The organism is Chlorobaculum tepidum TLS (assembly GCF_000006985.1).
Lineage (GTDB): Bacteria > Bacteroidota > Chlorobiia > Chlorobiales > Chlorobiaceae > Chlorobaculum > Chlorobaculum tepidum.
Window position 1 is genome coordinate 1,525,339 of record NC_002932.3, and the last position, 26,729, is coordinate 1,552,067.

18 protein-coding genes are annotated in these 26,729 nt (G+C 57.7%); 4 read left to right on the plus strand and 14 right to left on the minus strand.

Annotated features, from left to right (window positions below):
• Nucleotides 1–325 precede the first annotated feature (325 nt).
• Nucleotides 326–4,858 (minus strand): very short patch repair endonuclease, encoded by a 4,533-nt coding sequence (locus tag AYT24_RS07320; protein WP_010933286.1) that lies wholly within the window; start codon nt 4,856–4,858, stop codon nt 326–328.
• A gap of 393 nt (nt 4,859–5,251) precedes the next feature.
• Between AYT24_RS07320 and dapA the strand changes: the two genes are divergently transcribed.
• Entirely contained in the window at nt 5,252–6,142 is an 891-nt protein-coding gene (dapA, locus tag AYT24_RS07325) for a 4-hydroxy-tetrahydrodipicolinate synthase (RefSeq protein WP_010933288.1), read from the plus strand.
• Between the two features lie 74 nt (nt 6,143–6,216).
• On the opposite strand, the gene gcvPA is transcribed toward dapA, so the two are convergent.
• The 3 genes from gcvPA to rlmB form a co-directional block, all read right to left on the minus strand.
• Entirely contained in the window at nt 6,217–7,551 is a 1,335-nt protein-coding gene (gcvPA, locus tag AYT24_RS07330) for an aminomethyl-transferring glycine dehydrogenase subunit GcvPA (RefSeq protein WP_010933289.1), read from the minus strand.
• A 29-nt stretch (nt 7,552–7,580) separates the two neighbouring features.
• Complete coding sequence (gene gcvH, locus AYT24_RS07335; RefSeq protein WP_010933290.1) at nt 7,581–7,964, minus strand: glycine cleavage system protein GcvH; 384 nt, start codon at nt 7,962–7,964, stop codon at nt 7,581–7,583.
• Nucleotides 7,965–8,075: 111 nt separating this feature from the next.
• Complete coding sequence (gene rlmB / locus AYT24_RS07340) at nt 8,076–8,849, minus strand: 23S rRNA (guanosine(2251)-2'-O)-methyltransferase RlmB (RefSeq protein ID WP_010933291.1); 774 nt, start codon at nt 8,847–8,849, stop codon at nt 8,076–8,078.
• A gap of 244 nt (nt 8,850–9,093) precedes the next feature.
• On the opposite strand from rlmB, the gene nifJ reads away from it, so the two are divergent.
• Nucleotides 9,094–12,651 (plus strand): pyruvate:ferredoxin (flavodoxin) oxidoreductase, encoded by a 3,558-nt coding sequence (gene nifJ / locus AYT24_RS07345; protein ID WP_010933292.1) that lies wholly within the window; start codon nt 9,094–9,096, stop codon nt 12,649–12,651.
• Between the two features lie 36 nt (nt 12,652–12,687).
• Here nifJ and AYT24_RS07350 read toward each other — a convergent pair whose 3' ends face one another.
• From AYT24_RS07350 to AYT24_RS07390, 9 genes are all read right to left on the minus strand, one after another.
• Nucleotides 12,688–14,448 carry a tetratricopeptide repeat protein gene (locus AYT24_RS07350; RefSeq protein WP_164927062.1) on the minus strand — a complete coding sequence of 587 codons (1,761 nt, stop codon included), beginning with the start codon at nt 14,446–14,448 and terminating at the stop codon, nt 12,688–12,690.
• On the minus strand, nt 14,426–15,460 hold the full coding sequence (gene ruvB / locus AYT24_RS07355; RefSeq protein ID WP_010933294.1) for a Holliday junction branch migration DNA helicase RuvB: 1,035 nt from the start codon (nt 15,458–15,460) through the stop codon (nt 14,426–14,428). The genes AYT24_RS07350 and ruvB overlap by 23 nt, the downstream gene beginning before the upstream one ends.
• A gap of 19 nt (nt 15,461–15,479) precedes the next feature.
• The gene (locus AYT24_RS07360) at nt 15,480–16,445 is read right to left on the minus strand and encodes an ABC transporter permease (protein ID WP_010933295.1); all 966 of its coding nucleotides are present in this window, start codon (nt 16,443–16,445) and stop codon (nt 15,480–15,482) included.
• 4 nt (nt 16,446–16,449) lie between these two features.
• The gene (locus AYT24_RS07365; RefSeq protein WP_164927270.1) at nt 16,450–18,219 is read right to left on the minus strand and encodes a peptide-binding protein; all 1,770 of its coding nucleotides are present in this window, start codon (nt 18,217–18,219) and stop codon (nt 16,450–16,452) included.
• Nucleotides 18,206–19,234, minus strand: coding sequence for an HPr(Ser) kinase/phosphatase (gene hprK / locus AYT24_RS07370; RefSeq protein WP_010933297.1), 1,029 nt, complete (start codon nt 19,232–19,234; stop codon nt 18,206–18,208). Before hprK ends, AYT24_RS07365 begins: the two co-directional genes overlap by 14 nt.
• A 77-nt stretch (nt 19,235–19,311) precedes the next feature.
• Entirely contained in the window at nt 19,312–19,638 is a 327-nt protein-coding gene (gene hpf, locus AYT24_RS07375; RefSeq protein WP_164927271.1) for a ribosome hibernation-promoting factor, HPF/YfiA family, read from the minus strand.
• Between the two features lie 98 nt (nt 19,639–19,736).
• Complete coding sequence (locus tag AYT24_RS07380) at nt 19,737–20,747, minus strand: tyrosine-type recombinase/integrase (RefSeq protein WP_010933299.1); 1,011 nt, start codon at nt 20,745–20,747, stop codon at nt 19,737–19,739.
• Nucleotides 20,744–21,592 (minus strand): hypothetical protein, encoded by an 849-nt coding sequence (locus tag AYT24_RS07385; RefSeq protein WP_010933300.1) that lies wholly within the window; start codon nt 21,590–21,592, stop codon nt 20,744–20,746. The genes AYT24_RS07380 and AYT24_RS07385 overlap by 4 nt, the downstream gene beginning before the upstream one ends.
• A complete protein-coding gene (locus tag AYT24_RS07390; RefSeq protein WP_010933301.1) occupies nt 21,589–22,323 on the minus strand; it encodes a class I SAM-dependent methyltransferase in 735 nt (244 codons plus the stop codon). The genes AYT24_RS07385 and AYT24_RS07390 overlap by 4 nt, the downstream gene beginning before the upstream one ends.
• 109 nt (nt 22,324–22,432) lie before the next feature.
• Between AYT24_RS07390 and queF the strand changes: the two genes are divergently transcribed.
• On the plus strand, nt 22,433–22,786 hold the full coding sequence (gene queF, locus AYT24_RS07395; RefSeq protein ID WP_010933302.1) for a preQ(1) synthase: 354 nt from the start codon (nt 22,433–22,435) through the stop codon (nt 22,784–22,786).
• Between the two features lie 75 nt (nt 22,787–22,861).
• Here queF and AYT24_RS07400 read toward each other — a convergent pair whose 3' ends face one another.
• Nucleotides 22,862–23,482, minus strand: a complete 621-nt coding sequence (locus tag AYT24_RS07400; RefSeq protein ID WP_010933303.1) for a photosystem P840 reaction-center cytochrome c-551 — start codon at nt 23,480–23,482, stop codon at nt 22,862–22,864.
• A gap of 207 nt (nt 23,483–23,689) precedes the next feature.
• On the opposite strand from AYT24_RS07400, the gene AYT24_RS07405 reads away from it, so the two are divergent.
• The gene (locus AYT24_RS07405) at nt 23,690–26,434 is read left to right on the plus strand and encodes a phosphoenolpyruvate carboxylase (protein ID WP_010933304.1); all 2,745 of its coding nucleotides are present in this window, start codon (nt 23,690–23,692) and stop codon (nt 26,432–26,434) included.
• The last annotated feature ends 295 nt before the right edge of the window (nt 26,435–26,729 follow it).

The window sequence follows — 26,729 nt, forward strand, 5'->3', positions numbered from 1 at the left end:
ATTTTGAACAGCCGGAAATCACGGTCATCACGGAGAGAAGAGCGACACCTGCCGTACGGCTTACAAGGTTTTTCATGAAAGTAACTTATTATTATATAACGATAAAACGGCGCGTACGCCTTTCAGCCTTAAAATACGCGCCCCAAATGTAGCGAAAAATTACCCAAAAAAAAGACTGGCAATGACGAGAAAAACTTCATAGACCGTTTCGGGAAAACCTCAATAAAACGTAAATAAAAAGCACTACTCCGTAGATCAAAAGCGTTTTAGAGCGCCGACTAACGCAGAGCGATCAGGAGGTGCATCAGGTTTTTGGAGACGCCCTTCAGTGTGGTGTTTCCTCATACACCGAAACGATCAGCGACCGCTTTTCGACGAGCTTCGGCGCTCTCGCTATCGAGCCAAGCGGTTCGATGCCCATTGCGGACAGGCGTTCGGTGAGTTCGCCGAGCACTTCATCCTTGTGCAGCCGCCACGTGGAGGCGAAGCAGCGCCAGAAGGTCCAGCCCGCGCGCTCCAGCACCCGCTGGCGGGCGAGGTCGTGCGGCCAGCGGTCGGGACCGTGGAACGCGTCGCCGTCGCACTCGATGGCCAAGCGCAGATCGCCCGCGCCTTCGACCACCATATCGATGCGGTATGCGCCCGTCCTGACTTGCGGAATGACGCGATACCCGCGCTCGACCAGCGCTGAGTACACCTCGCGCTCGAAGCCCGATTCGCACCGGTCGATGAGCTCTTCGGCCTCCTCCTTGTCGGCGATGAGCGGCTTGTCGAAGTGGTGAAGAAGCGATCGCCGCAAGTCCAGGTCGGAGAGGTGCGACGCCGTGACGGAGCGCACGAGGTACATCCGGTCGCGGGCGCGGCTGGCGGCGACGTTGAAGCGCTGCTCGAACATGTTGCCCGACAGCGCTTTACAGTTACCGGGATCGACCACCATCGAGAGAAACATGATATCGCGCTCGCTGCCCTGAAACGTTCGCGCGTCGCCGCACTCGAACTTGCGCCGGAACAGTTCGGCGGTGTTGCACCGCTTGCGCGCGAGCGTATCGATATATTTTGCCTGCTCCATGCCAAGCAGCGACACCACGCCGATGGTGCGGCCAGCGAAGCGCTCGTCCGCGAGCAACGCCGCGATTTCTTCGGCAATGAAGCTCGCCTCTTCGCGGTTGGAGTCATCGCGGCTTCGCACACCATTTTCGACATGGACATCCACCAGCGGAGGATCGATCCGTTCGCTCCCTTTCGGAATCCGCAACGGCTGAATGGCGCCCTTGTAAAACGTACGGTTGGAGTAGGCGATGATCGGCGGTACGCACCGGAAGTGCTCGCGCAGCATCACCTGCCGCGCCGCGAACACCCGCGCCGCCAGATCGTAGAGCGAGCTGCCTGGCGTCATCGCCTCCCGAAAGGGTTGCTCCGCGAGGAAGCGGTCGCGCAGCTCCTGCACTCGCTGGGCCGAGACGAAGCCGGCGTCGGGCGAGACCTGCTTGTCGTCGCCAACCACCAGAATCGTCTTGCCGCGCAGAATCGCGGGGAGCGCCCAGATGTCCGACTGGCTCGCCTCGTCCACGATGACGAGGTCGAAAGCTCCGATGTCGGCGGGCATCGACTCCGACACCTTGGCGTGGCTCATGATCCAGCACGGGATCGCGCTCGCGGCGCTGGTCATATGGTGCCGCGCATCCCGGCGATGGCGCGTGGCATTGGGGCCTGTGCCGCGCCCGATGCGCCGGATCGCGGTGGCATAGCCTTGCAGCGCTTCGAGCACGCGCGGCGATGCGTTGAGCTTGGTCTCCATCCACGCCGCCAGAGCGACCATCTCGCGGTACAGCTTTGCAAGCCCCTGCTCGAGGTCGCGGCGGCGAGCCGAAAGTTTCACCAGTTCATCGCGCGACTCGATCTGTTCGAGATGGCGCTTCACTCGCGCCCATCGCCAGGCATCACGCCAGTTGACCGGCAGCGCCGTGTCCTCGCCGGTCTGCGCCACAGGCACGGAGCGGATGCGGGCGGCGAACTTCGGCGCTCCCGCCTGGGCGAAGCGGTTCGCGGCTTCGCTGACGAGTGCAAGCTCCACATTCAGCGCCGCGATGCGCCGAAGCTCGCCAAGCAGCGCGGCATACTCAGCGGCGACCCGCTCTGCCGCAAGCGCTTCGTTTCCGAGCGCTTCATCGACCAGCGCTCTGAGTTTTTCCGAAACGGGGCCGGAGGTTCCCGCCAGCCTGGATTTCAGGGTGGACAACTGCGTCGCCGCTTTGGCCAGATCGGCGCGGCTCAAGTGAACCATCAGATGCTCCCGGACTTTGGCAATCTCCTCCGATGTTCCGTGCAGCAACGTGACCGGCGCCTGGGCGAAAACCGCCTCCGCACGGCGCACGAGCGCAACATCGTGCTGCATGGCGAGCTGGTGCGCTTTGCGGGCGGTCGAGGCGACCAGCTCGATGCGGCGCAACTCTCCGACGCCCCCTTCCAACACGGGAGCAGACAGCGCTAACGCGAACTGGTTCCAGCGCGTGATGAACGAGATGACGCGCACATGCAGCTCCATGAAGCTTTTGACATGCAGCCAATCGTCGGCGTTCGACGGCGGCAAGCCCGCCACCTTGACTTTCGCCACCGCCTCCTTGACCTCGCTTTTACCGAAAGCAATGAGTCCGAACGGCTTTCCGGTCTGTGCGCCGCGCTGCACCGCCTCGCTCACTTTGGACGAGCCAAGCGCCTCTGGCGGAATTTCGACCGGCCGTTGCAGAAACGCCGCACGAGCCTCCGTCAGCGCCGCGATCTCGTCGAACAGCGCTTCGAGCGCTTGGCGTTCGGCCTCGAACGATGATTGCCGACACCGCCGCCTCAGCTCATGCGCCCAGCTCTCGCCCAGCTCGTCGATCTCTTGAAGGATCGAATGGACGGCATCGATAGCGCCCAAAAGCTGCCGCGCTTCGTCGAGCACTTCGGGCGTCGCCGCTTTCAGCGCAGGCAACGCGCCCTGATCGACCAGCCGCTCGATCTCGCGCATCCGCGCCAGCACGGTGTGCAACTGCGCCACATCGTCCGGCGGTAACAGATCGTCTGCCGACGGCACGTTCGCATCGACATACACGAGGTCGCCGCCAAGCTTGCGCCGCGCCTCGCGAAGGCGACCGGCCTCCTCATCCGAGAGCGGCGGCGCGTTTTCGGGCGCGAGCGAGATTTCATCATCGAACCAGCCATGTTCGGCCTCGCCGCTGACGGCCAGTTCGGCGAGCTGCTGTGCACGCATCGGATGGCCATCGACCGGCACCTCCGAGAGTTGCGATTCGGCGATTTCGTCGATACGGCGGTCGATGCTGGCGAGTTCGGCGTGCGCCCGGTCGATGCGGCTGGTACAGCGCTCGATCTCCTCGCGCGTGAGTTCGGGATTGAGCTGCGACACTCGCGCCTGAATCGCGTTGATCGCGTTCTCGAACTGCCGCAGGCTCTCGCGGTCGCCGGTGAGCATCGCCACGGTCAGCGGCTGCACCTCTTCTGGAATCTTGCCTTGCAGCACCGCGAGCGCCGGTTCGCCCTTGGAGGTGACAAGCACGCGCCTGCCGGTGGCGAGGTAGTGGCAGATGATGTTGGCTATCGTGTGCGTCTTGCCGGTGCCGGGCGGCCCCTGCACCGCGACGCCCTCGGCCTGTTCGAGCTGCTTGACGATCGTGACCTGCTCCTGATTGTAAGGCAGCGGGAAAAACAGCTCCCGAACCTCGGCGCTGCCGCGATCTGGACCGTAACCCGACAGCCCCCGGAAGCGAATGTTCTCGAACGGCGCCGGCTCGTCCGACGGCAGGGTGACCAATGCGGCAGGGCCTTTCGGAATGTCGCAACCTTCCGTCAGGCGCTCCTTGAGCCGTTGCAGGTCGTCGAGCAGAAAATTGTTCGACCTGGGCCGCGTGAACAGCGCCCACGAGTCGGTGACGACCAGATGCTCGCCCGGCGTCGGTACGGTTCCATCTCCTTCCGGCAAAGGCCGATACGCGCCGTGGCTGTCCATGTTGGTGGCGACGAGCTTCAGGAGGTCGGTGTAAGAGCCGGGATCGAACGGCGTGACGGGGTACTCCTGATTCTGTTTGAGCTGCTGACGCACCGCTCGCTCCACCTCCACAGCCGCCCGGCCCACGCAGCTCGCGAACGCATCGCCTTCGTAGCGGGTATCGGTGGCTCGCGGGCGCAAAAAGAGCGCCATCGTCGATTCGTCGAGACCAACCTCCATCTGCTGGGTCAGCAGCGGATACTCGAAATCAATTTTTGAAACCTTGCCCTGCGACTCCGGCAACGTCAACTGCCAGGTCGCGATTCCAATCCCCCAGACAAGTTCGGTGGGCCTGGTTGCCTCCTCGGCTTCGAGCTGGTGCTTGATGGCGAACAGCGCTCCATATAGATCGATGGTTTGGCGACGCGGTTTTTCAGACTCCGCCCACGCCTCCCAGAGCGCCGAGTATTGAGCGAGAGCCTCGTCAAGCGACTCGCGCTGTTGCCGCTCCAGCGCCTCGATCTCCTCCGCCGTTTTACCCTCAGCGGCGGCGAAGAAGTGCGCCTTCAGCGCTTCATCGTCGATGGATGGTTTCGCACCAACGGGATCGTCACCGATGCGGATGAAATCCCTGTTTTTCTCGTCGATGAGCGGAGGTTTGTACGCGTCGAGACGATCTACGCGCAGCCAGAAATGATCGCCCTCGACGCTGATGTCAAATTCGACGCCCGGCAATCCGGCGAGATCGAGACGATACCTGAGAAATTCGCTGGTATTCGACAGCCTGAAAGCGCGCGGATTGATCGCTTTTGCCTGCTCCTCGATATAGTCGAGCAGCCGTGTCAGCAGATCGCGCTGGGGCACACCCATCATGTTTTTCTCTACGTAGTTTGAAGCCGTTTTGAAAACAATTTAAAAAAATTCAGTTCTCTTATAGATGATCGGCGATCAAGCAGTTAGCTAGTGAAAAACGATGCTGATGGCCGACCGATTTGGCTGGACAACACCGGGAAAAAATCACCCTGTCTGTCCATCGATGAAAAGCTTTGCGCCAATCGATCATCACCCCGCTCTCGCTCCGTGAACCGGTTTTTCTGAAAGACAAAGTTCGGTGACATCCGCACCGTCGTTCGATTTACAGTTTTTTATAAATCCATCTCATTGGCTACATTCAATTCATTATGAAGGCTGAATCGAGTGCGCTTCCGACCCGATGTCTTCTGAACGCCTGACAGCCTTTAACCACTTTAGAATCAAGCAGTTCTCATGTCCAATCGCCTTATTTCAGGTTCAGCCGTAGCCCTTGTTACTCCGTTTCATCAGGACGGATCGATCGATTTCGAAGCCATGCGGCGGCTGGTGCGGTTCCATCGCGAGGCCGGAACCGACATCGTTCTTCCCTGCGGCACCACCGGCGAGTCGCCGACTCTCACGAATGAGGAGGAGGCGGAGATCATCCGCGTCGTCTGCGAGGAGGCTGGCGAGTCGATGATGGTCGCCGCCGGCGCAGGCAACAATGACACCCGGCACGCGATCGAGCTGGCGCGCAACGCCGAAAAGGCCGGGGCACAGGCCATCCTTTCGGTCGCACCATACTACAACAAACCTTCGCAGGAGGGGTACTACCAGCACTTCCGCCACGTGGCCGAAGCGGTTTCGATTCCGGTGATCATCTACAACGTGCCGGGGCGCACGGGCAGCAACGTGAACGCCCAGACGATTCTGCGGCTGGCGCGGGACATCGAGAACGTGGTCGCCGTCAAGGAGGCGTCGGATAACTTCGAGCAGATCATGACGCTCATCGACGAGCGCCCGGAGAACTTCTCGGTGATGACTGGCGAGGATGGGCTGATGCTGCCCTTCATGGCGCTCGGCGGCGACGGCGTGATTTCAGTGGCGGCCAACCAGGTGCCAAAGGTGGTCAAGGGGCTGATCGACGCAATGAAGGCGGGCAACCTCGAAGAGGCCCGCGCCATCAACCGCAAGTACCGCAAGCTGTTCAGACTGAACTTCATCGAGAGCAACCCCGTGCCGGTCAAGTACGCGCTCTCGCTGATGGGCATGATCGAAGAGGTCTATCGCCTGCCGCTCGTGCCAATGGCCGACGCCAACAAAGCGATTCTGCGAGCGGAGCTGGAGAAGCTCAGCCTGGTATGAACAAAAAGATCGATCTTCAAACAAAAAAGCCACCCCAAACGGTGGCTTTTTTTATGCGATGCATAAGAAGCTTTTCAGCCGAGCGCAGCGAGTTCGCTGACGAAGCTGTCAAGTTCCTCTTTCGTGCGCTTCTCGGTGACGGCAACCAAGAGCCCATCTTCTCCCCATGCGGAAAGATCGACACCGGCAAACACTTTTTTCTCGAGCATCTTCTCGATGATCGTCGCTGAAGGGACGGGCGTTTCGACCACGAATTCACGGAAAAAGGGTGCGCTGAACTTCATCGAATAGCCGGGTAGTTCGGCGATGCGGTCAGCCAGATAGTGCGCTTTCTGCATCGAACGGTTGGCGACATCCCGAATTCCCTCCTTTCCAAGCAGCGACAGGTGCACCACCGACTGCAGAGCACAGAGCGCCTGATTGGAACAGATGTTCGAGGTGGCCTTTTCGCGGCGGATGTGCTGCTCGCGGGTCTGAAGCGTCAGGATGAAACCATCGTTGCCATCCTTGTCTTTGGTCATGCCGACCAGACGGCCCGGAATTTTGCGCACATGCGCCTGCTTGACAGTCAGAATGCCGAGATACGGCCCGCCGAAGCTCTGGGCGTTACCGACCGACTGACCCTCGCCAACGGCGATGTCAGCACCGTAATTACCCGGCGCTTCGAGCACGCCGAGCGAGACCGGATCGGCAGAGACGATGAAAAGCGCCCCGTTCTTTCTGGCAATTTCGCCGATCGCCTCGACCTCTTCAAGACAACCGTAAAAGTTCGGCTGCTGCACGATCACCGCGGCGGTTTCGGAAGAAACCAGCGCTTCGAGCGCCTCGACGCTGCCGATGCCGTTCTCGAGACCGTTCTGCACGATAGACCGGTCTCCGGCGGCCTCGAGATAGGTTTCAAGCACCTGACTGGTGTAGGGATGCAGCTTGCCCGCCACCACGATGCCGTTGCGCCCGGTAACGTTCAGGGCAATCAGCGCTGCTTCGGCAAGCGCGCTCGCGCCGTCGTACATCGAGGCGTTGGCCACATCCATGCCGTAGAGACGGCACATCACGCTCTGGTATTCGTAGATCGCCTGCAGGGTACCCTGCGACACCTCGGCCTGGTAAGGCGTGTAGGCGGTGTAGAACTCGCTCCGGGAGGCAATGGTCTTGACCGCCGAAGGAATGAAATGGTCGTAAGCCCCCGCACCGAGGAAGCTCACGTGGTCACAGGTGGCGGCGTTGCCTGAGGCCATCTTTTCGAGCAGACTCTTCACCTCAGGCTCGCCCATGGCGGGAAAGAGGTCGAGCGCCTTTTTGAGGCGAATCTCTTCGGGAATGTCCGCGATCAGCGCCTCAAAATTCTCGACGCCGATTTCGCGCAGCATCTCGGCCCGCTCGGCGTCGGTATTGACAATGAAAGGCATGGTTGCGTATTGAAATTCAGTTGAAAATCTTACTCACCGATCAGGGCGCTGTAGTCCGCCGGAGAGAGTAGTGCCTCGACATCGGCAGGATTATCGAGCTTCATCTTGACAATCCAGCCCTCGTTGTAGGGATCGGAGTTAACAATCGCCGCATCGTCGAGTCCAGCATTGACCTCGACAATTTCGCCAGCCGCAGGAGCGAACAGATCGGCAACCGTTTTGACCGCCTCAACGGTTCCAAACGTACCGTGCGCAGCAACCTTTGTTCCAACCGGTTTGGTTTCGACGAACACGATGTCGCCAAGCTCGGACTGCGCAAAGTCGGTGATGCCGACCAGAGCGGTCAGGCCATCTTCAAGCAGCTTGATCCATTCGTGATCTTTGGTATAGCGGAGATTGTCAGGGATGTTCATGGCAGAACGCGATTTAGGTTGCTATGCAATTGAGGAAGGAATACAAATGAACTTTAAAATAACATTTTTTCAGGAGAAGAAAAGATCGACCGAATCAGACGGCTCTTCTCTTCAACCCAGGCGCTGCCGCATCGCTTCGTAGAGCATCACGCCCGCAGCCACGCTGACGTTGAGCGATTCGACGCAACCAGCCATAGGGATTCGCACGATCTGGTCGCAGCGATTGCGGGTTTCAGAGCCAAGACCGCTGCCCTCTGCGCCCATGACAAGCACCGTCGGGCGCTTCCAGTCGATGTCGGTGTGGTTATGCTCGGCCTCCATGTCGGCGGCTACGATGCTGAATCCGCGTTCGCGCAACAGGTCAAGCGCCTTAACCACGCTTTTGACCTTGCAGACGCGCATGTGCGACAGCGCACCCGCCGAGGCTTTGTGCACTGTGGCGCTGATCGGCGCCCCCTTGCCCTCGATCATGATGACTGCATCGGCGGCCACGGCCTCGGCGGTGCGGATAATCGCCCCAACGTTATGCGGGTCTTCGAGCCCCTGCAAAATCACCAAGAGCGGCGAACTGTTGCGCGGCGCGGCGAGCACCTCGTTGAGCGTGTAAAAGGTTACGCTGGTCAGAAGAGCACAGACCCCCTGGTTCTTGGCGGTACCGGAAAGAAGCGTGAGCTTCTCCATACGCGCTTTGCCGCAAGGAATCCTGAGCCTGCGGGCCGTGATAACAATCTCCTTGAGCTTGGGATGGGAGGTATTGAACTGGAGGTATATCTTCTCGACGCTCTCAGGTTTCGACTGCAACAGCTCGATGACAGCGTTGCGGCCATAGACGACCTGCTCACGAGGTTTTTGAGCCGGTATTTCGGCGTGATCTTTTCTGTTCAAAAATCAGGAAAGTTTGGTTTGCTGGAAATGCGTTCCGACCGCTCGTCAGATGCAAAAAATACGTATCAGCGAGCAAAGGCTATAAATAGTACTCACGATTGAAACTATATTAGTTTTTTTCCCTATCTTTGGAAGCTCACTCGAAGCTTTTTCTCACCTGCGAACGTAACGTTTCCCGTTGCTTCGCAGTTGTACCCATCGAGATTCGCGCAGTCCCAACAATCATAATCCAGTTTTTGATCGTATGACCCGGACATTCAAGACAATGGAGGGGAATGAAGCTCTTGCTCATGTCGCCTATCGCACTAATGAAGTCATCTCGATATACCCGATTACCCCGGCATCTCCGATGGGAGAGTACTCCGACGCATGGGCCGCTGTCGATGTAAAAAATATCTGGGGTACCGTGCCACTCGTCAATGAGATGCAGAGCGAAGCCGGTGCCGCCGCCGCCGTTCACGGCGCGTTGCAGACCGGCGCGCTGACGACCACCTTCACGGCCTCTCAGGGTCTCTTACTGATGATCCCGAACATGTACAAGATCGCCGGTGAACTGACCCCCTGCGTGATTCACGTGTCAGCCCGTTCGCTGGCCGCGCAGGCGCTCTCGATATTCTGCGACCACGGTGACGTGATGTCGGTCAGGGGCACCGGCTTCGCGCTGCTCGCTTCCTGTTCGGTACAGGAGGTAATGGACATGGCGCTGATTTCGCAGGCCGCAACGCTCGAATCGCGCGTGCCATTCCTGCACTTCTTCGACGGCTTCCGCACGTCGCACGAAATCTCGAAAATCGAGGTGCTCTCGGACGAACAGATTCGCTCGATGATCAACGACGAGCTGGTCTTCGCACACCGCATGCGCCGCATGTCGCCTGATGCACCGATCATCCGCGGTACCTCGCAGAATCCGGACGTCTATTTCCAGGCACGCGAGAGCGTCAACAAATATTATGAGGCCTGCCCGTCAATCACCCAGAAGGCGATGGACCAGTTCGCCAAACTGACTGGGCGCAGCTATAAACTTTACCAGTACTACGGCGCTCCGGATGCCGACCGTATCATCATCATGATGGGGTCAGGTGCCGAGACCGCTCTCGAAACTGTCGAATACCTCAACAACCACGGCGAAAAGGTCGGTCTGGTCAAGGTACGCCTTTTCAGGCCATTCGACGTTGCAACCTTCATCGCATCGCTACCATCGAGCGTGAAGAGTATCGCGGTGCTCGACCGTGTCAAGGAACCAGGCAGCGCTGGCGAACCGCTCTATCTCGATGTAGTCAACGCCGTAGCCGAATCGTACCAGGAAGGCAAATGCGCTTCGATGCCAAGCGTTTTGGGTGGGCGCTATGGCCTGTCGTCGAAGGAGTTCACTCCGGCGATGGTCAAGGCGATCTTCGACAATATGAACGCGGAATCTCCAAAGAATCACTTCACCGTTGGCATCGACGATGACGTAACCAAGAAGAGCCTCGCCTACGACGAGACCTTCTCGATTGAGCCGGACTCGGTCTTCCGCGCCCTCTTCTACGGCCTCGGTTCAGACGGCACGGTCGGTGCAAACAAGAACTCGATCAAGATCATTGGCGAAAACACCGACAACTACGCGCAGGGCTTCTTCGTCTACGACTCCAAGAAAGCCGGTTCGATCACGACCTCGCACCTGCGGTTCGGCCCGGAGCAGATCCGCTCGACCTACCTCATCACCGAGGCGCAGTTCGTCGGCTGCCACCACTGGGTCTTTCTCGAAATGATCGACGTTGCCAAGAACCTCAAGCAGGGTGGTACGCTGCTCATCAACTCGGCCTATGCGCCGGATGTGGTGTGGAGCAAGCTCCCGCGTCCGGTGCAGCAGCACTTGATCGACAAGCAGGCGAAGCTCTACACCATCGATGCCTACAAGGTCGCCCACGAAAGCGGCATGGGTCAGCGCATCAACACTATCATGCAGGCCTGTTTCTTCGCCATTTCGGGCGTGCTGCCGCGTGAAGAGGCAATCGAAAAGATCAAGGACGCGATCCGCCACACCTACGGCAAAAAGGGCGATGAGGTCGTTCAGCAGAACATCAAGGCAGTTGACAACACGCTTGCCAACCTGCATGAAGTGAAAATCGGCGCTGTGGCAGACAGCACCAAGGAGCTGCGCTCGCCCATCGTTGGCGACGCGCCAGAGTTCGTCTGTAACGTGCTGGCAAAGATTATTGCCGGCGAGGGCGACTCGATTCCGGTCAGCAAGCTGCCTGCCGATGGAACCTATCCGCTCGGCACCACGAAGTTCGAGAAACGCAACCTCGCGCAGGAGATTCCGGTCTGGGCTCCGGAGCTGTGCATCGAGTGTGGCAAGTGCTCGATGGTCTGCCCGCACGCTGCCATCCGCATCAAGGTTTACGAGCCGAAGCACCTCGAAAACGCCCCGGCAACCTTCAAGAGCCTCGATGCGAAAGCAAAAAACTGGGAGGGCATGCGCTATACGGTTCAGATTGCACCGGAAGATTGTACCGGCTGCCAACTCTGCGTCAACGCCTGCCCCGCAAGAGACAAGCAGGTTGAAGGCCGCAAAGCGCTCAACATGCACGAGCAGGCTCCGCTGCGCGAAACCGAATCTGCCTGCTGGAGCTTCTTCATCAATCTCCCGGAATTCGACCGCAACAAGATCAACCAGCGCCTCATCAAAGAGCAGCAGCTTCAGCAGCCACTCTTCGAGTTCTCGGGCGCATGCTCGGGCTGCGGCGAAACGCCATACGTCAAGCTGATGACTCAGCTCTTCGGTGATCGCCTCGTTATCGGCAACGCCACCGGCTGCTCGTCGATCTACGGCGGCAACCTGCCGACCACGCCGTATGCAGCCAACCCGCAGGGCCTTGGGCCAACGTGGTCGAACTCGCTTTTCGAGGACACGGCAGAGTTCGCGCTTGGTTTCCGGATATCGATCGACAAGCAGCAGCAATTTGCCAAAGAGCTGGTCAAAAAGCTCGCTGGTGACATCGGTGAAAACCTTGCCACCGCCATTCTCAACGCCACGCAGAACAGTGAACCGGAGATTTTCGAGCAGCGTGAGCGCGTGGCCGTGCTGAAGGATAAGCTCCAGCAGATGAAATCCGACGATGCCAAGAACCTGCTTGCTGTGGCTGACATGCTGGTCAAGAAGAGCGTGTGGGCTGTCGGCGGCGACGGCTGGGCCTACGATATCGGTTACGGGGGTCTCGACCACGTCACCGCATCGGGCAAGAACGTCAACATGCTCGTGCTCGACACCGAGGTCTATTCCAATACCGGCGGTCAGGCCTCCAAGGCTACGCCGAAAGCCGCGATCGCCAAGTTTGCCGCTGCGGGGCGCATCGCTACCAAGAAAGACCTTGGTCTGATCTCGATGAGCTACGGCAATGCCTATGTGGCCAGTGTTGCACTTGGCGCACGTGACGAGCAGACACTCAGAGCTTTCATCGAAGCCGAGGCGTACGATGGCCCGTCGATTATCATCGCCTACTCGCACTGCATTGCACACGGCTTTGACTTGTCTATGGGTCTGGAGCACCAGAAAGCAGCGGTCGATTCCGGCCACTGGCTGCTGTATCGCTACAATCCCGACAGACTCAAGGAGGGACTGAATCCGCTGCAGCTCGACTCCAAAAAGCCGAAAATGCCGGTCGCGGAGTTCCTGAACATGGAGAACCGCTTCAGAATACTGAAGAAGACCCACCCCGATCTGGCCAAGAAGTACTTCGAGGCAATCCAGCACGAGGTCAATGCCCGCTGGGCACACTACGAACACCTCGCCAACCGTTCGATTGAAGGCGAAGCATAAGCTGAACCACGATCCGGTTCCGAACAAAAAAAGCGGTCAATGACCGCTTTTTTTGTTCCCCTGCGTCTTCTCGACTGTTCTCGCTTTTTCCAGCATCTCCCTTGCTTTCGGTTCATTGCCGAGCTTCCGGTAGACCTCACCAAGGTGCCGGTAGATATCCGGCTCATCCAGCCCGGTGGCAGCCGCCTTTTCGAGGAACTGCCGGGCAAGCTCGAAATTGCCAAGTTTGTAGTGTACCCAACCGAGAGTATCGAGATAGACACCATTCTCCGGTTCGAGCATCACGGCATTGGTGGCCAGACGTAAGGCCTTGCGAAGCGTGATTCCCTCTTCGGTAAACAGGTAGGCGAGATTGTTCATGGCAAGGGTGTTGTGCGGGTCGAGATCGAGTACCCGCTCATAAGCCGATCGGCTACGCTTTTTCATGCCAAGCAGATCGCAGGCCATCGCCAGATTGATGTTGGCCTGGATCAGAAGATTCGGGTCACCAGGCTTCCGTTTCGTCCCGGCAACCGTTTCAAGCACGGCAACCGCCCGCCGCAGCTTATGGGAAGAGAGTAGCAAAGAGCCTTCGAGGACACTCCACCGAAACCTCTGCCCGGGAAGCCGACGTCTGGCTTTGGCCAGAAGCGCGAACGCCTGGCGTTTTTGACCTAGATCAAGCTGAGTGGAGATCAGGTACTCCCACGCCGTTGCATTGCTGGAATCGAGCTGAACGGCTTTTCTGAAAAGAACGACGCCCTCCTGCTGATGCCCGTGCATCATTCCGAACATCCCTTTCAGCATGAACAGCTCACTGTCACGCGGCCTTCTGGCTGTAAGCTCATCAAGTAAAGCGATGGTAGGCGCCACATAGAGCGAATCCTTTCCGGAGCGCAGAATATAGAGCTTGGCAAGATCATGCAGTGACTCAGGAGGCAAAGAGGCCCTTTCAAGGAATACAGCCAATTCACGATGAAAATCGTCATTGCGACCGACCATGATGTAGTGGTCGAACAAAGCGATCCAGTAGGTGATATTGCTGCGATCACCCGCGATCAGCTCTTGAAGCGTCTGAACAGCCAGCGTCTCCTGCCCGGTTTTCGTATAGAGTTCGGCAAGCGTTATGCCGATTTTGCGTTCGTTTCCACCAAGCTTGAGCAGCTGCTTCGAGGTATCTATCGCTTCAGGATAGTGCTTGAGAGCAATTTCCAGCGCCAGGGTTTGCGCAAATGCGGCTTCATTGTATGGATCGATCCGCACGGCTTTCCGGAATACTTCGAGCGCCGGTTCAAGGCGTTTTGCCGCCATGTATTCAAGCCCTTGTAGATACATGATCTCGGTGCGGTCAGGCTCCAACAGAGAGGCCTGGCCGTACAACTCCGCCGCCCGGTCATAGTCGCGCATGTCATGGGCAACAACGGCCAGATACCTCAGATAGTAACGGTTCGATGGATCGAGTCTGACCGCCGCTTCGCCGTAGACCCTGGCCGAATCGAGAACGGCAAGACGATAGTATGATTGGGAGATCGAATAGTGCACAGCGGGATCGGCAGGCTTGCGGACCAACACCTTCCTGAAGATGTCGATGGCGCCCCAGTAATCCCCCTTCATGTCGAGAAAAAGTCCCTGCACATAGTCAGAAAGGGGGTCTTGTACGGTCACAACAGCGGCGGAGTCCGGCGCAGTGCTGTTACCGCTGACCGACGCCATTGCCGGGAAAGCTGACAGCACCACGCCAGCGAGGAGCGCCAGCAGCGAGAGGAGCCATCGGAAAGCGCCAATTCGACACGCCTTACCCATCTTCGGCAGTGTCAAACAGCGACCCCTGGCTGGAGATGCCTGGATGAGCAAACCGGCTCATGGCAAGGCGGGTAGCAACACGCCCACGAGGCGTTCGGGAGAGGTACCCCATCTGGATCAGATAGGGTTCGTAGACCTCCTCGATAGTGTCCTGCTCCTCACCGACCGACACAGCCAGCGAGGCCAAACCAACCGGACCGCCGTTGAACTTGCGGACGATCGCTTCGAGGATTTTCTTGTCCATGTCGTCAAGGCCGCCTTCGTCGATTTCGAGCGATTCGAGGGTGCGACGAGCGACGGCGAGCGAAATCGAGGCGTCGCCTGCCACCTGCGCGAAGTCGCGCGCCCGCCGCAACAGGCGGTTGGCGATGCGCGGGGTGCCACGCGAGCGGCGGGCAATTTCCATCGCCGCGTCCTCGTCAATGCCGATGTTCAGAATACCTGCCGCCCGAATAATGATGCTTTGCAGGAGTTCGGGGTTGTAGTAGTCGAGACGGCTGTTGATGCCGAAGCGCGCGCGCAGCGGCGAAGTCAAAAGGCCAGCCCGCGTGGTGGCGCCAACCAGCGTGAAGGGTTCGAGTTTGAGCTGCACGGCTCGCGACGCCGGGCCGCTGTCGAGCAGGATGTCGATGCGGTAATCCTCCATTGCCGAGTAGAGGTACTCCTCGACCGCCGGAGCGAGTCGGTGGATTTCGTCGATAAAGAGGATGTCCCCCTTTTTCATGCTGGTCAACAGGCCGGCCAGGTTGCCCGCCTTGTCGATCAGCGGCCCGGAGGTGATCTTGATACTCCCACCCATCTCGGCGGCGATGATGTGTGCAAGCGTGGTCTTGCCGAGTCCGGGCGGACCGGAAAGCAACACGTGGTCGAGCGCTTCACCGCGTTTACGCGCCGCAGTGATGAACACTTTGAGGTTGTCGATCAGCTTTTTTTGCCCGGCAAAATCGCCCATCTTTTGCGGCCGTATCTGCTCCTCGAACCGGGCTTCCGTCGCGTCGGGTGCGGTATTCAGGGCTTCAATCCTCACTCAAGCTCTCGTTTTGCATTCACAGTTTGATCCTCGGATCGACCACCGCGTAGAGCACGTCGGCCAAGAGGTTACCGAAGACGATCATCGTGCCGGAGACGAAGGTATTGGCGATAATCAGCGGATAGTCGCGTGCAAAGATCGCCTCGACCGTGACGCGCCCCATGCCGGGAAAAGCAAAGATCACCTCGATAAAGAGCGCCCCGCTGAAGATGAACGGCAGCGAGCTGCCCATCAGCGTGACCACCGGCAAGAGCGCATTGCGCAAGGCGTGTTTGAGAATCACCACCCGCTCGCTGAGCCCCTTGGCCCGAGCCGTGCGGACGTAGTCCTGCCGGATCACCTCAAGCATACTGCCCCGCACGTAGCGGGCGATGCCGGCGGAGCCGTTGATGCTGAGCACCGTTACTGGCAAGGCGAGGTGCCAGATCCTGTCCATGATGAAGCCGAACGTCCCGTAGCTCTCCGCGCCGATTTCGTTCAGGCCTGAAACCGGGAAAAGCGGCCACTTCAGGGCAAAAAGGATAATCATCATCAGGGCGAGCCAGAACTCCGGCATCGAATAGAAGAAGAGCGCCGTAACCGTCAGGAAGCGGTCAAGAAAGCTGTTCTGTTTGACCGCCGAAATCACGCCGATGATGATACCGAAGACGAAGTTCGCGATGAGCGTCAGCACGGCGATGGTCATCGTTACCGGCAACGCCTCGGCAATCACGTCGAACACCGGCTGCTGCGCGCGGCTGAAACTGCGTCCGAAATCACCGTGCAGCACGTTGCCGAGCCACTTGATGTACTGCACCGGCAGCGGATCGTTCAGCCCATACTGCTGGCGGATCTGCTCGGCCACGTTGGGACTGATGCCCGGCTGGATGAAGAACGCCGCGGGGTCGCCCGGCGCGAGCCGGATGATGAAGAAGGTCAGGGTCAGCACCCCGAAGATGAGCGGCACGGCAATCAAGAGCCGTTTGAAGATATACCTGAGCATGTCGTTACGGCGCGATTGACGGTTTCAGCGTCCAGTCGTCGATGTTGTAGAAAGTACCGGAAATATTGAGCTTCGCGCCCTGAATACGCTTGCTGAACCCTTGCGTCTCCCTGATCCAGTAGAGGAAGGTGACCGGCTGCTGTTCGTGCAGAATCTTCTGGTACTCGATCCAGTAAGGACGCGCGTCTTCAATGCGCATCTTGTTCTTGGCAAGTTCGCAGAGTTGGTCGATCCTCGGATTGATGAAACCGGGAAAGTTGAAACGGCTCTTTTTCAGGTCGGAACCCCACACGTCGAGCGGATCGATCTCAAGGCCGATCGACCAGCCCGCCATCCAGGCATCGAGCTTTCGATCCTGCAGGTTCTGGAAGAAAACGTTGGACTCCTGCATTTCGATCTTGCAGTCGATGCCGATCTCACGAAGGTTTTGCTGGATGATCGTACAGGCGTAGTTCCTGCGCGCGTTTCCGGCGTTCGTGTAGAGCACGAAGCTAAACTTGCGCCCGTTCTTCTGCCGGATGCCATCGGGGCCCGGCATCCATCCCGCTGCTTCGAGCAACTTGACGGCTTGCGCTGGATCGTAGCCATAGGGCTTGATCGAGTCGTCGTAAGCCCACTTCAGCGAAGGCGAAATATCGGTTTTGGCCAGCACGCCGTACTCGCCGAGATAGCCGTCGATGATCGACTGGCGGTCAATAGCCATGGTCAGCGCACGGCGCACGACCGGATCACCGAAGAGCGGATGGGGGCGAATCTTGCCGGTCTGGTTGTAATACGCGCCGTCGATATTCTGCCAGCCAACATAGTCGTAAACCCGCAAACCGATGGTTTTTATATCGACATTCGGATTGGCCTTCTGCACGGCGGCGAAATCCTCCGGTTTGATATTCTCGACCACATCGACATCACCCGTCTGGAGCTGTGCCAACCGGACGGTGTAGTCGGGAATGACGCGGTAGATGATGCGTTTGATGTTGCCCGGCTTGGGCAGGTTGCAGGAGACGTTCGACGAAAGGGTTAGCGACTGCTGCTTGCTCCAGTCGGCGAGGCGGTACGGGCCAGCGCCCACCGGCTGCTGGTTGAGCTTCGACTCGCGGAACTCCTCCGGCTTGACGTTTTTCCAGAGATGCTCCGGCAGTGGTGTCAGCGATGTGTGGAAGAGCGCAAGATGCTCCGGTACCGGCTTGTAGAAATGGAAGATGAGCGTGGTGTCGTTTGGCGTTTCGATCGCCCTGTCGAAATCGACCTGCCCCTTGTCCGCGCCGACCAGTTCGGCAAGAAACTGCTGGCGAGGGCTGGCGATCACCGGATTGCCATAGAGCTTGTAGGTAAACTTGAAGTCACGCGACGTGATTGGCTGGCCATCAGCCCACTTCGCATCATCACGCAGAATGTAGGTGATGGAGCGATGGTCGGGCGACATCGTCCAGGTTTTGGCGAGCGCGCCCTTCGGCGACTTCTCGTCGGGGCCGGTGGAAGAGCGCAACCGTTTTTCAAGCGCAAGGTAGTTGAGCAGGCCGGTTTTGGTGTCGAACTCACCCTGAAGAAGAGCCGGATAGATCAGCCCGGTGATCTCGCTCGACGTGAGCGACGCCCCGATGACCGGATTGAGGTAATCGGCGTCACCAAGCATTCCGATCACCAGCGTGGTGTCGCGAGCCGCGCCCGAAAGTGCACCGGATTTACCGCCAGACTTCGAACAGGCCGTCAACAGGGTTGAGGCCGCAAGCAGCGAAATCGACAAAAGACGGGAGATGCGTTTAGTCGTTTTCATCATTATACTCTTCGAAACTGGTTGACGGAGCGGGCGCTTTGGCGCGCTCCTTGTTGATAACGTTGCGGATTCTCTCGGTCAGCGCCTCGGCGGGTACGTACCCGGCATAATGCTTCAGGAGGAAGTTCAGTGCCACCACCTCGATGATGGCCGTAATGTTCTTGCCGGGAAAAATCGGAAGCTGCACCAGAGGCAGATCGACGCCAAGCAATTTGACCATTTTCTGGTCAAGCCCAAGCCGCTCGTATTCGGACTCCTTGCTCCATTCGAGCAACTCAACCACCACCTGTACCTCTTTTCTATCACGAATTGCCCGGATACCGAAATTCTGTCGAACATCAACGACGCCAAGACCACGAATCTCCATGAAGTGGTCAATGATATTGTTGCGCGATGCAACCAGCGTCTTGGTCTCTCCCTTGCGCTTGACAACCACAACGTCGTCGGCCACCAATCCATGGCCCCGCTCGATAAGATCGAGCGCCACCTCCGACTTGCCGAGACCGCTTTTACCGGTCAGAAGCACGCCGACGCCATAGACATCGATCATCGAGCCGTGATACTGCTGGTAAAGCGAGAACTCTTCATCGAGAAAATCGGTGATATAATAAATGGTCTTGGTCGAAGAGCAGCGTGTGATGAACACCGGAATCCCTGCGCCGGTAGCCATGTCGACCAGTTCCTGATCGAGCTTGTTGTTACTGGTCAGAATGATGCATGGCATCCTGAAGCTGACGAAATTGGCAAAAGCTGTTTTGCGTTCTTCATCGGACAGGTGGTTCAGATAGCGCGTTTCAGTGTTGCCGAGAATCTGTACCCGCTTATAGGTAAACAGTTTGGTGAACCCCGCTATGGCCAGGCCGGGACGATGAAGATCGCGTTCGTGGATGCGGCACTTCTGTTCATCAAGCTCGTTGAGACGCCGAAATTTTATATCGAACCGCTTCTGTATGTGTTCAAAAAAATAGGCGACCGTGATCGATCGCTTCTTCAGGCCCTTCTGGTCAAAATTCATGCTCGGCAGGTCATGGTTTTCGGGAAGCCCTATACCATAACAGGGCCAGCATGCTGACCCTGTTATGATGACTTATTTCAGATGTTCCGCTGCTTTTCCTTCAGTTTTTTGAGCTGTCTCTCCAGTACATCGATACAGTTCTCTATCGCCTGTTCATAGGTCGGGGCCGACTCTCTGGCCACAAAATCATGCTGTGGCACATGAACGGTAATTTCAGCCAGCTTGTTCTGGTCATGATCATTTTTCTGATGATCAAGAATGACATGACAATTGAGCGCACCGGCATAAAACTTCGAAAGTCCCGAAACTGCATTGCGAGCGTAGTCTTCTATGCTGCCATGATTGTTGGAATGACGAAGAGTAACCTTGACGGTAACCGCATCACTGGTAACTGAATTTGTCATACCTGCCTCCCTTGAAAAAATTGAAATACCTTGAAAGAACGGCTCCGGCATCGATTCATAATGGCTGTCACCTGGACAGATGCCGGTAATTGTGAAAATCAGGCCCTGGGATGAGCTTTGGTGTAGGCATCCCTCAACCTGTTGAATGTCACATGGGTATAAAGCTCCGTCGTCGTCAGGTTGCTGTGGCCCAGCATCTCGCTGACGCTTTTCAGGTCTGCGCCGCCATTGAGCATGTGTGTTGCAAAAGTGTGCCGGAGCATGTGTGGATTTTTCCTTGCCGATTCGGTAACCGGTGAGAGATACCTCTTTGTCATTCTCTGCACAAGCATGGGATAAATCTGTCTGCCTTTTGCCGTTACGAAAACTTTCGAAGTTTCACCGGCCCCCTCTTTTAATATTCTAAAGAAGTTTCGCCTGACTTCAAAATAATTTCTGAGCGCTTCGGCAGCGGGCTCCCCGAACGGCACAATGCGCTGTTTGCGCCCCTTTCCGGTAACTTTCAGAAATCCGTGCACGAGATCGACATCAGCATTTTCCAGACCAGTCACCTCAGACAGGCGCAGGCCGCAACCATAGAGCAATTCGAGCACCGCCCGGTCTCTTGCCAGCTCGAACCTCTGCACCGCTGCCTTTTGCCCCTGCTCCGGGCCAACACTTTCTTGATCTGAAAGCACAAGCTGGTCGAAAAGCCGTGAGGCCTCCTCTTCGCTCAGAAAATCAGGAATCTTCCGTTCGAGCCTTGGAGTCAAAACCAGAGAAAGCGGAGAGCGCTCGATCTTTCCTGTGTCAAGCAGAAAGCGGTAAAAGCTTTTGACCGAAGCAAGCTTGCGCGCGATTGAACGGGGCTTGATGCCGCTGTCGAGCAAATCGCCCATGAAACGCCTGACATCAGCCACTTCGACCAGCTCTGGATCGACAGCGGACATTTCTTGATGACCGCTCTCATCGGTCAAAAACTCAAAAAACTGGATAAGGTCAGTGGTATAGGCGGTTACCGTTTTGGCCGAAACGTTGCGAGTCGATTCGAGATGCACAAGAAACTCACCGAGCCACCGGCAATTGGCTACATCTTTTTTTGCAAATTGAACAGGAGCGCTTCTCTTCATGAGACAACAAAGCTGACGAGAAATTCTCTCTCTCTGATGTAATACAAGCGGTCGTCTTTTATGAGAAAACTGTTGAACACTGGCATCGGTTCCCCGGAAGCCATGACATCTTCATGAACAAGGCGTTCGCATTCGCTCACGCTCAACGTGGAGACCCAGCCGGGAACACCCTCTGCGACAGGCTCCATCCGGTGAAACACTGTAACACTCGTCGCACCGTGATTGATGTTTTCGACGTGCCCCGCCTCATCAAAAACCGTGTCGGGCAGCAGAATTCGCTGTCTCTCCTCTTCGCTTTGCGCCGCGTCGCGGAGCTGGTTTGGCCGCTCGTGCGCCGTACCGAGATGTTCGAGTTCGCAACCGGAGAGGGGATCAATCAGAACGTAGTCCCGTTCGGGAAAACCCGCAAAGACAATTGACCGGTAAGCAAGAAAGGCATCGCCGAGATTGGCTGTAAACGTGAGATCAGGACGGCTCCAGACGACGCGGGCCTCCGGAAGATTAATCGCCCAGATGCCCAGATGCTCCGGGCTTCCAGGCTGATAGGTATGACAGACAAGCCGGCTGCCATGAACCGTTTCGAGACCGATCATCCAGCCGTCACCAACCGGCGTCTCGTTTTCGTCCCCGGCAGTCAGCACGAAATCATCGCGCAGCACACGGCCCGTGGAGGATTCGAGGCAAAAGAACGCTGCCTTGCGCTCCTGCGGAAAACGCTTGATGCCCATCACCGCGTCGCTGCTGAACATCAGTTGCCAGATGAGCGCACCGTTGCCTCCATGCCACGACCACAGCGTTCCGGTTGCAGAGTGAGCCGGACGATTTTCAGAAGCTTCAGAGTTCATGCCTTCAACCGTTGCAGTTTGTAGATCGTCACGGCCACCGTCTGATCGCCCTCGGCGTCGAACATGCGCGTCTCGGCAACTTCGAATCCGTTCTCGTGCACCAGTTCGAGAAACTGGTCGGCCAATCGCCGGCGAGGATCGGCGATGTACGCTGCTCCACCGGGAGCAAGCAACGCGTCGATGGCTGTAACGATGGGTAGCAGATTGACCCGCTCGTAGAGCACGTCGGCGGCGATGACGGCATCGAACTTCTCAGCACCCTTGACCATGCGCCAGTCGAGGCGAGCGGTATCGAGCGGCACACGATTCTTCATCGCATTGTAGGCCACGAACCTCAGCGCCTCGGTCGAGTAATCGGTACAGAGTACGCGAGCGCCGCTCCTGGCGGCAGCGATACTCGCCATGCCGACTCCGGCTCCGAGTTCGAGCACCGACTTTCCGGCAAGCTCTCCGGTCTCGACAATCTGGCGGGAGAGCGTTACGGCGGCTGGCCAGATTTCGGCCCAATAAGGCATCTGTTCATCCTTTACAAATGCGGCAGGATCAATGCGGTCAAGAAGCGCATAACTATCGAGCACACTCAGGAAAGTAAAATCACTCTCACCAAAGCGGTGGACAACCTCCCGCAGATCGTATTCGGCAGCAAGCTCCGCGCGCAAGCGGGTCAGTTCTTCTTCGATAGCCGCATCAGAACGTCCGGAAACTGGCACCGTGTATTTTTCAAAAGGCATAGATAAAACTCCTGAGGGTCGATCTGGTCACAAATTTAATGAATATCACTGCCGTTTTCTATTTTGCAGCGCTTATGAGCAATCACCTTAACCTATCCGGCTTATACCCATGAACAAAGAGATCATCGAAGTTTTCGACAACACCTATCCCGACAGGGACTACACTATCGAAATCATCAACCCCGAATTCACCTCGGTCTGCCCCAAAACCGGCCTGCCCGACTTCGGCACAATCACCGTGAATTACGTGCCCGACAAAAGCTGCATCGAGCTCAAGTCCCTCAAATACTACTTCCTCGAATTCCGCAACGCTGGCATCTTCTACGAGAACATCACCAACCGGATTCTCGACGACCTTGTTGAAGCCTGCCAGCCGAGAAGAATGACCGTCAAAACCGAGTGGAACGCCAGAGGCGGCATCACCGAAACCGTCACCGTCAGCTACAGCAAGAGCAAAGAGTAACCTGTCCAATGCAGAACGCCCCGGATTTCCGGGGCGCTTCTGAAAGAAAACCTCTGTTGTTCATTCCGATCGGAATCAGAACTTCTCGTGGAGCCAGATGCCGATGGTCTTGGCATCGTCGTCACTGATACCGGAACCGGGGAAGCCCTGCATACGCTTGACGATCAGGTTGACCTGCCCAGTCTTCTTGTACTTGGTACGGAAAAGGTCTGCGACGGAATCAAGCGTGTGGCACTTGTTGCAGCGCACATCAACCAGCTTTTTTGCGGCATCAAAGTCGAATCCTGCTGGCGCCGGAGGCACATCGCTCGTCGCGGCGGGTTTGTTGAGGAACTCTTTGAGTTCAGCAGTCGTGCGGATGTACTTGCCATCCACAGTGGTGGTGCGGCCTTTCTCCCAGTAAACCCTGAGGCTTAAAAACATCACCATGACGATCACAAAAATGCTCAGCGGAAAGCTCAGGAACCACTTGTCGCTGATCGCACTGGACATCTTGCCGAGGCCCATGATAATGATTGAAGCGCAGAAAATGAGGAGAAACCAACCCATAAACGACCTCAAAGGAGTGAGGATGGCTGAGTGATTCGGCGCCGGGATGTAGCCGGTCAAGAAAGATACCGAAAAAAACAAAGCTCCCATTAAGACAGCCCCGCCTACTGCGAGAGCAATAAGCTTACCGTTTGAATTTTTGTCCATGACAGGTAATGGATTAGGTGTTAGCCGCTTTCAAGAATTTATTGAGAAAGATAAACATTATTGGCAAAGGGGGCAAACATTTAAGCCTAAAAAGCGTCAAACACTCTCGATCATCCCCGCGCAAAAGATTAGGATTTTGCTTGCAGCCGCGCGAAGCGTAAGTTTCATCGAAATACCAGCCATTGTTCAATCAGAAGTCCCGATACCATGATCACCTCTACGACCAGCGTCGTCGATTTCGACAAAGCCTTGCTCGATTTCCGTTACCTGCTCGACTGCTTCATCGAGGTACTGGAAAATCTTGGCCAGGAGGCGCTTGCCCGACACATCGGAGGTGACAGCAAAACGCCTATAAGAGAGTTCGACTGTGCCGAACGCGCCATCCAGGCCTGGTCGATCGTCTTCCAGCTGCTCAACATGGCCGAGGAGAACTCTGCCGCCCAGTACCGCCGCCGCATCGAATCGAGCGAAGGTGTTGAGTCGCTCAGCGGTCTCTGGGGCGAAGCTTTGCGCCACCTGAAAAACCTCGGTGTCACCGAAGCCGAAATCGCCGCCGAGCTGCCACAGATCGAAGTCGAGCCAACCCTGACGGCGCATCCGACCGAAGCCAAGCGCCGCACCGTGCTCGAACAGCACCGCGAGCTGTATCTTCTGCTCGTCAAGCGCGAGAACCGCATGTGGACGCCCGCCGAGCGTGACAAGATTCGCACCGACATCAAGGTAGTACTCGAGCGGCTCTGGCGCACTGGCGAAATTCTGCTCCAAAAACCCGAGGTGAGCGCTGAACGGCAGAACGTGCTGCACTACCTGCACACCATATTCCCCGACATCCTGCCCATTCTCGACAACCGCCTCGAAAAGGCCTGGGCCGTCGCCGGATTCGACCCGGCAATCACAGCCGATCCGCGCAACCTGCCGCGCCTCAGCTTCGGAAGCTGGGTCGGCGGCGACCGCGACGGGCACCCGCTCGTCACCGCCGAAACCACACAGGAGACGCTCCAGGAGATGCGTCGCCACGCCATCGAGCTTGTCCACCGACAACTCGAACGGCTCGCCTCGATGCTCAGTCTTTCGGGCCGCCTCCAGTCCCCCTCCAGAGCAATGGAGGAGCGCATGGAGACGCTGCGCCACAAGCTCGGCAAAGCGGGTGCGCTCGCTTTCGAAAGAAACCTCCACGAGCCTTGGCGGCAGTTTGTCAACCTGATGATCGCTGCCCTGCCCGCCGGAACAACGGAAAACGAGCACTATTGTTACCGCCGCCACACCGAGCTGCTCAAAGATCTTGAGCTGCTGATGAGCTCGCTCACAGCCATCAACGCATCAACCATTGCGCGTGGCGACGTTGCGCCGGTCTACCGCATCGTACAAACCTTCGGTTTCCACCTCGGACGGCTCGACATCCGCCAAAACAGCCGCTTCCACGACCTTGCCCTTTCGCAGCTCATGATGGCGGCGGGACTCGACGGCAAGGGATTTCCCGAATGGAGCGAAGAGGCCCGCCTCGAGTTCCTCGAACGCGAGCTGCTCTCGCCGCGCCCCTTCACCCACCCCGACATGCACGCCGGGCCGGAAGCTGAAACCGTAATCGCCTGCTACCGGGTGCTTTTCGACCACTACCGGCAGTTCGGCCCCGACGGCATCGGCTCGCTGATCGTCAGTATGACGCGCAACCTCTCTGACCTGCTCGTCATCTACCTTTTCGCCCGCGAGGTCGGCCTCATGGTGCGGCACGGCGACGGCGACGCCTGCCCGATTCCGGTGGTGCCGCTCTTCGAAACCATCGACGACCTCGAACGCAGCCACGACATTCTCGACCGCTTCCTTGCCCATCCGGTCACGCGCCGCAGCATAGCGTTGCAGCAGGAGCTGCACGGACGGCAGAAGCCAGTGCAGCAGGTGATGGTCGGCTACAGCGACAGCAACAAGGACGGCGGCATTGTTACAAGCCTCTGGAGTCTCTACCGCTCCGAAGAGCGTCTCATCGAAACAGGCCGCAAGCACGGCGTTGATATTCTCTTCTTCCACGGACGCGGCGGCAGCATCAGCCGGGGTGCGGGGCCGACCCACCGCTTCATCCGGGCGCAGCCGCACGGCTCGCTCGACGCCGGACTCCGCGTCACCGAACAGGGCGAAACCATTTCGCAAAAGTACGCCAACCGCATCAGCGCAGCCTACAACCTCGAACTCTTTCTGGCCGGAGTCACCGAAGCGCGGCTCGTCCACCGCAAGGAGGGCTACCGCCCGCACCCGCTCGAAAAGGTGATGGACACGCTCGCCCGCAGCAGCAACAAAGCCTACCGGCAGCTCATCGAAGCCGACGGGCTGCTCGAATTCTTCCGTCAGGCCACGCCGATCGACATCATCGAGTCAAGCCGTATCGGTTCACGCCCCGCACGGCGCACCGGAAGCCAGAGCCTCGAAGACCTCCGCGCCATTCCGTGGGTCTTCAGCTGGAACCAGGCGCGCTTCGGCATTTCAGGATGGTACGGCGCAGGCTCGGCCCTCGAAGAGCTGCGCGCCACCGATCCCGAAACCTTCGAAGTGATGCGCAAAAGCGACTTCTCCTGGGCGCCGTTCCATTATATCATCAACAACATCGCCACCAGCATTCTCTCGGTTGATCCGTGGATCATGGAGCAGTACGCCTCGCTGGTCGAAAACAAAAACATTCGCGAAAACCTGCTTGGCATGATTCAGGCGGAATATCTGCGCACGATGCGCCTGCTCGACCTGCTCTACGGCGGCCCGCTCAGGGAGAAGCACTTCAACGTCGCCCGCTTCATCGAAACCCGCCAAGAGGGCCTCAGCAAGCTCCACCGCCTGCAGATCGACCTGCTCAAAAGCTGGCGATCCGCTAAAGCCTCGGGCAACGAACAACAAGCCGATGCCCTGCTCCCCGAGCTTTTCCTGACAGTCAACGCTATTTCCAGCGGACTGAGAACAACCGGGTAAACAACGAGCGCGGGCATAATGGACATGTCACCTCCACTGCCCGTTTTATAGCACTGCCAAAAAGTCTCTCTCGCTGCTGGGATTCCGGAGTAATGCAAGTACGCCTTTTTGCTACGAAGCAGTCAGATTGTCAGTGTTCGCATGGCCCAGGCAAGTCAATGCCTGCCTGTCCCATCCTCACCCCGGATCCCTCACTCTCTTCTCAATCTCTTGTGGCACCATCTCCTTTTTCATCAAAATAGCGTTTAGTAGCAACGCGTCGTGTAACACAAAGCGGAAATCACCGCATTTTTCC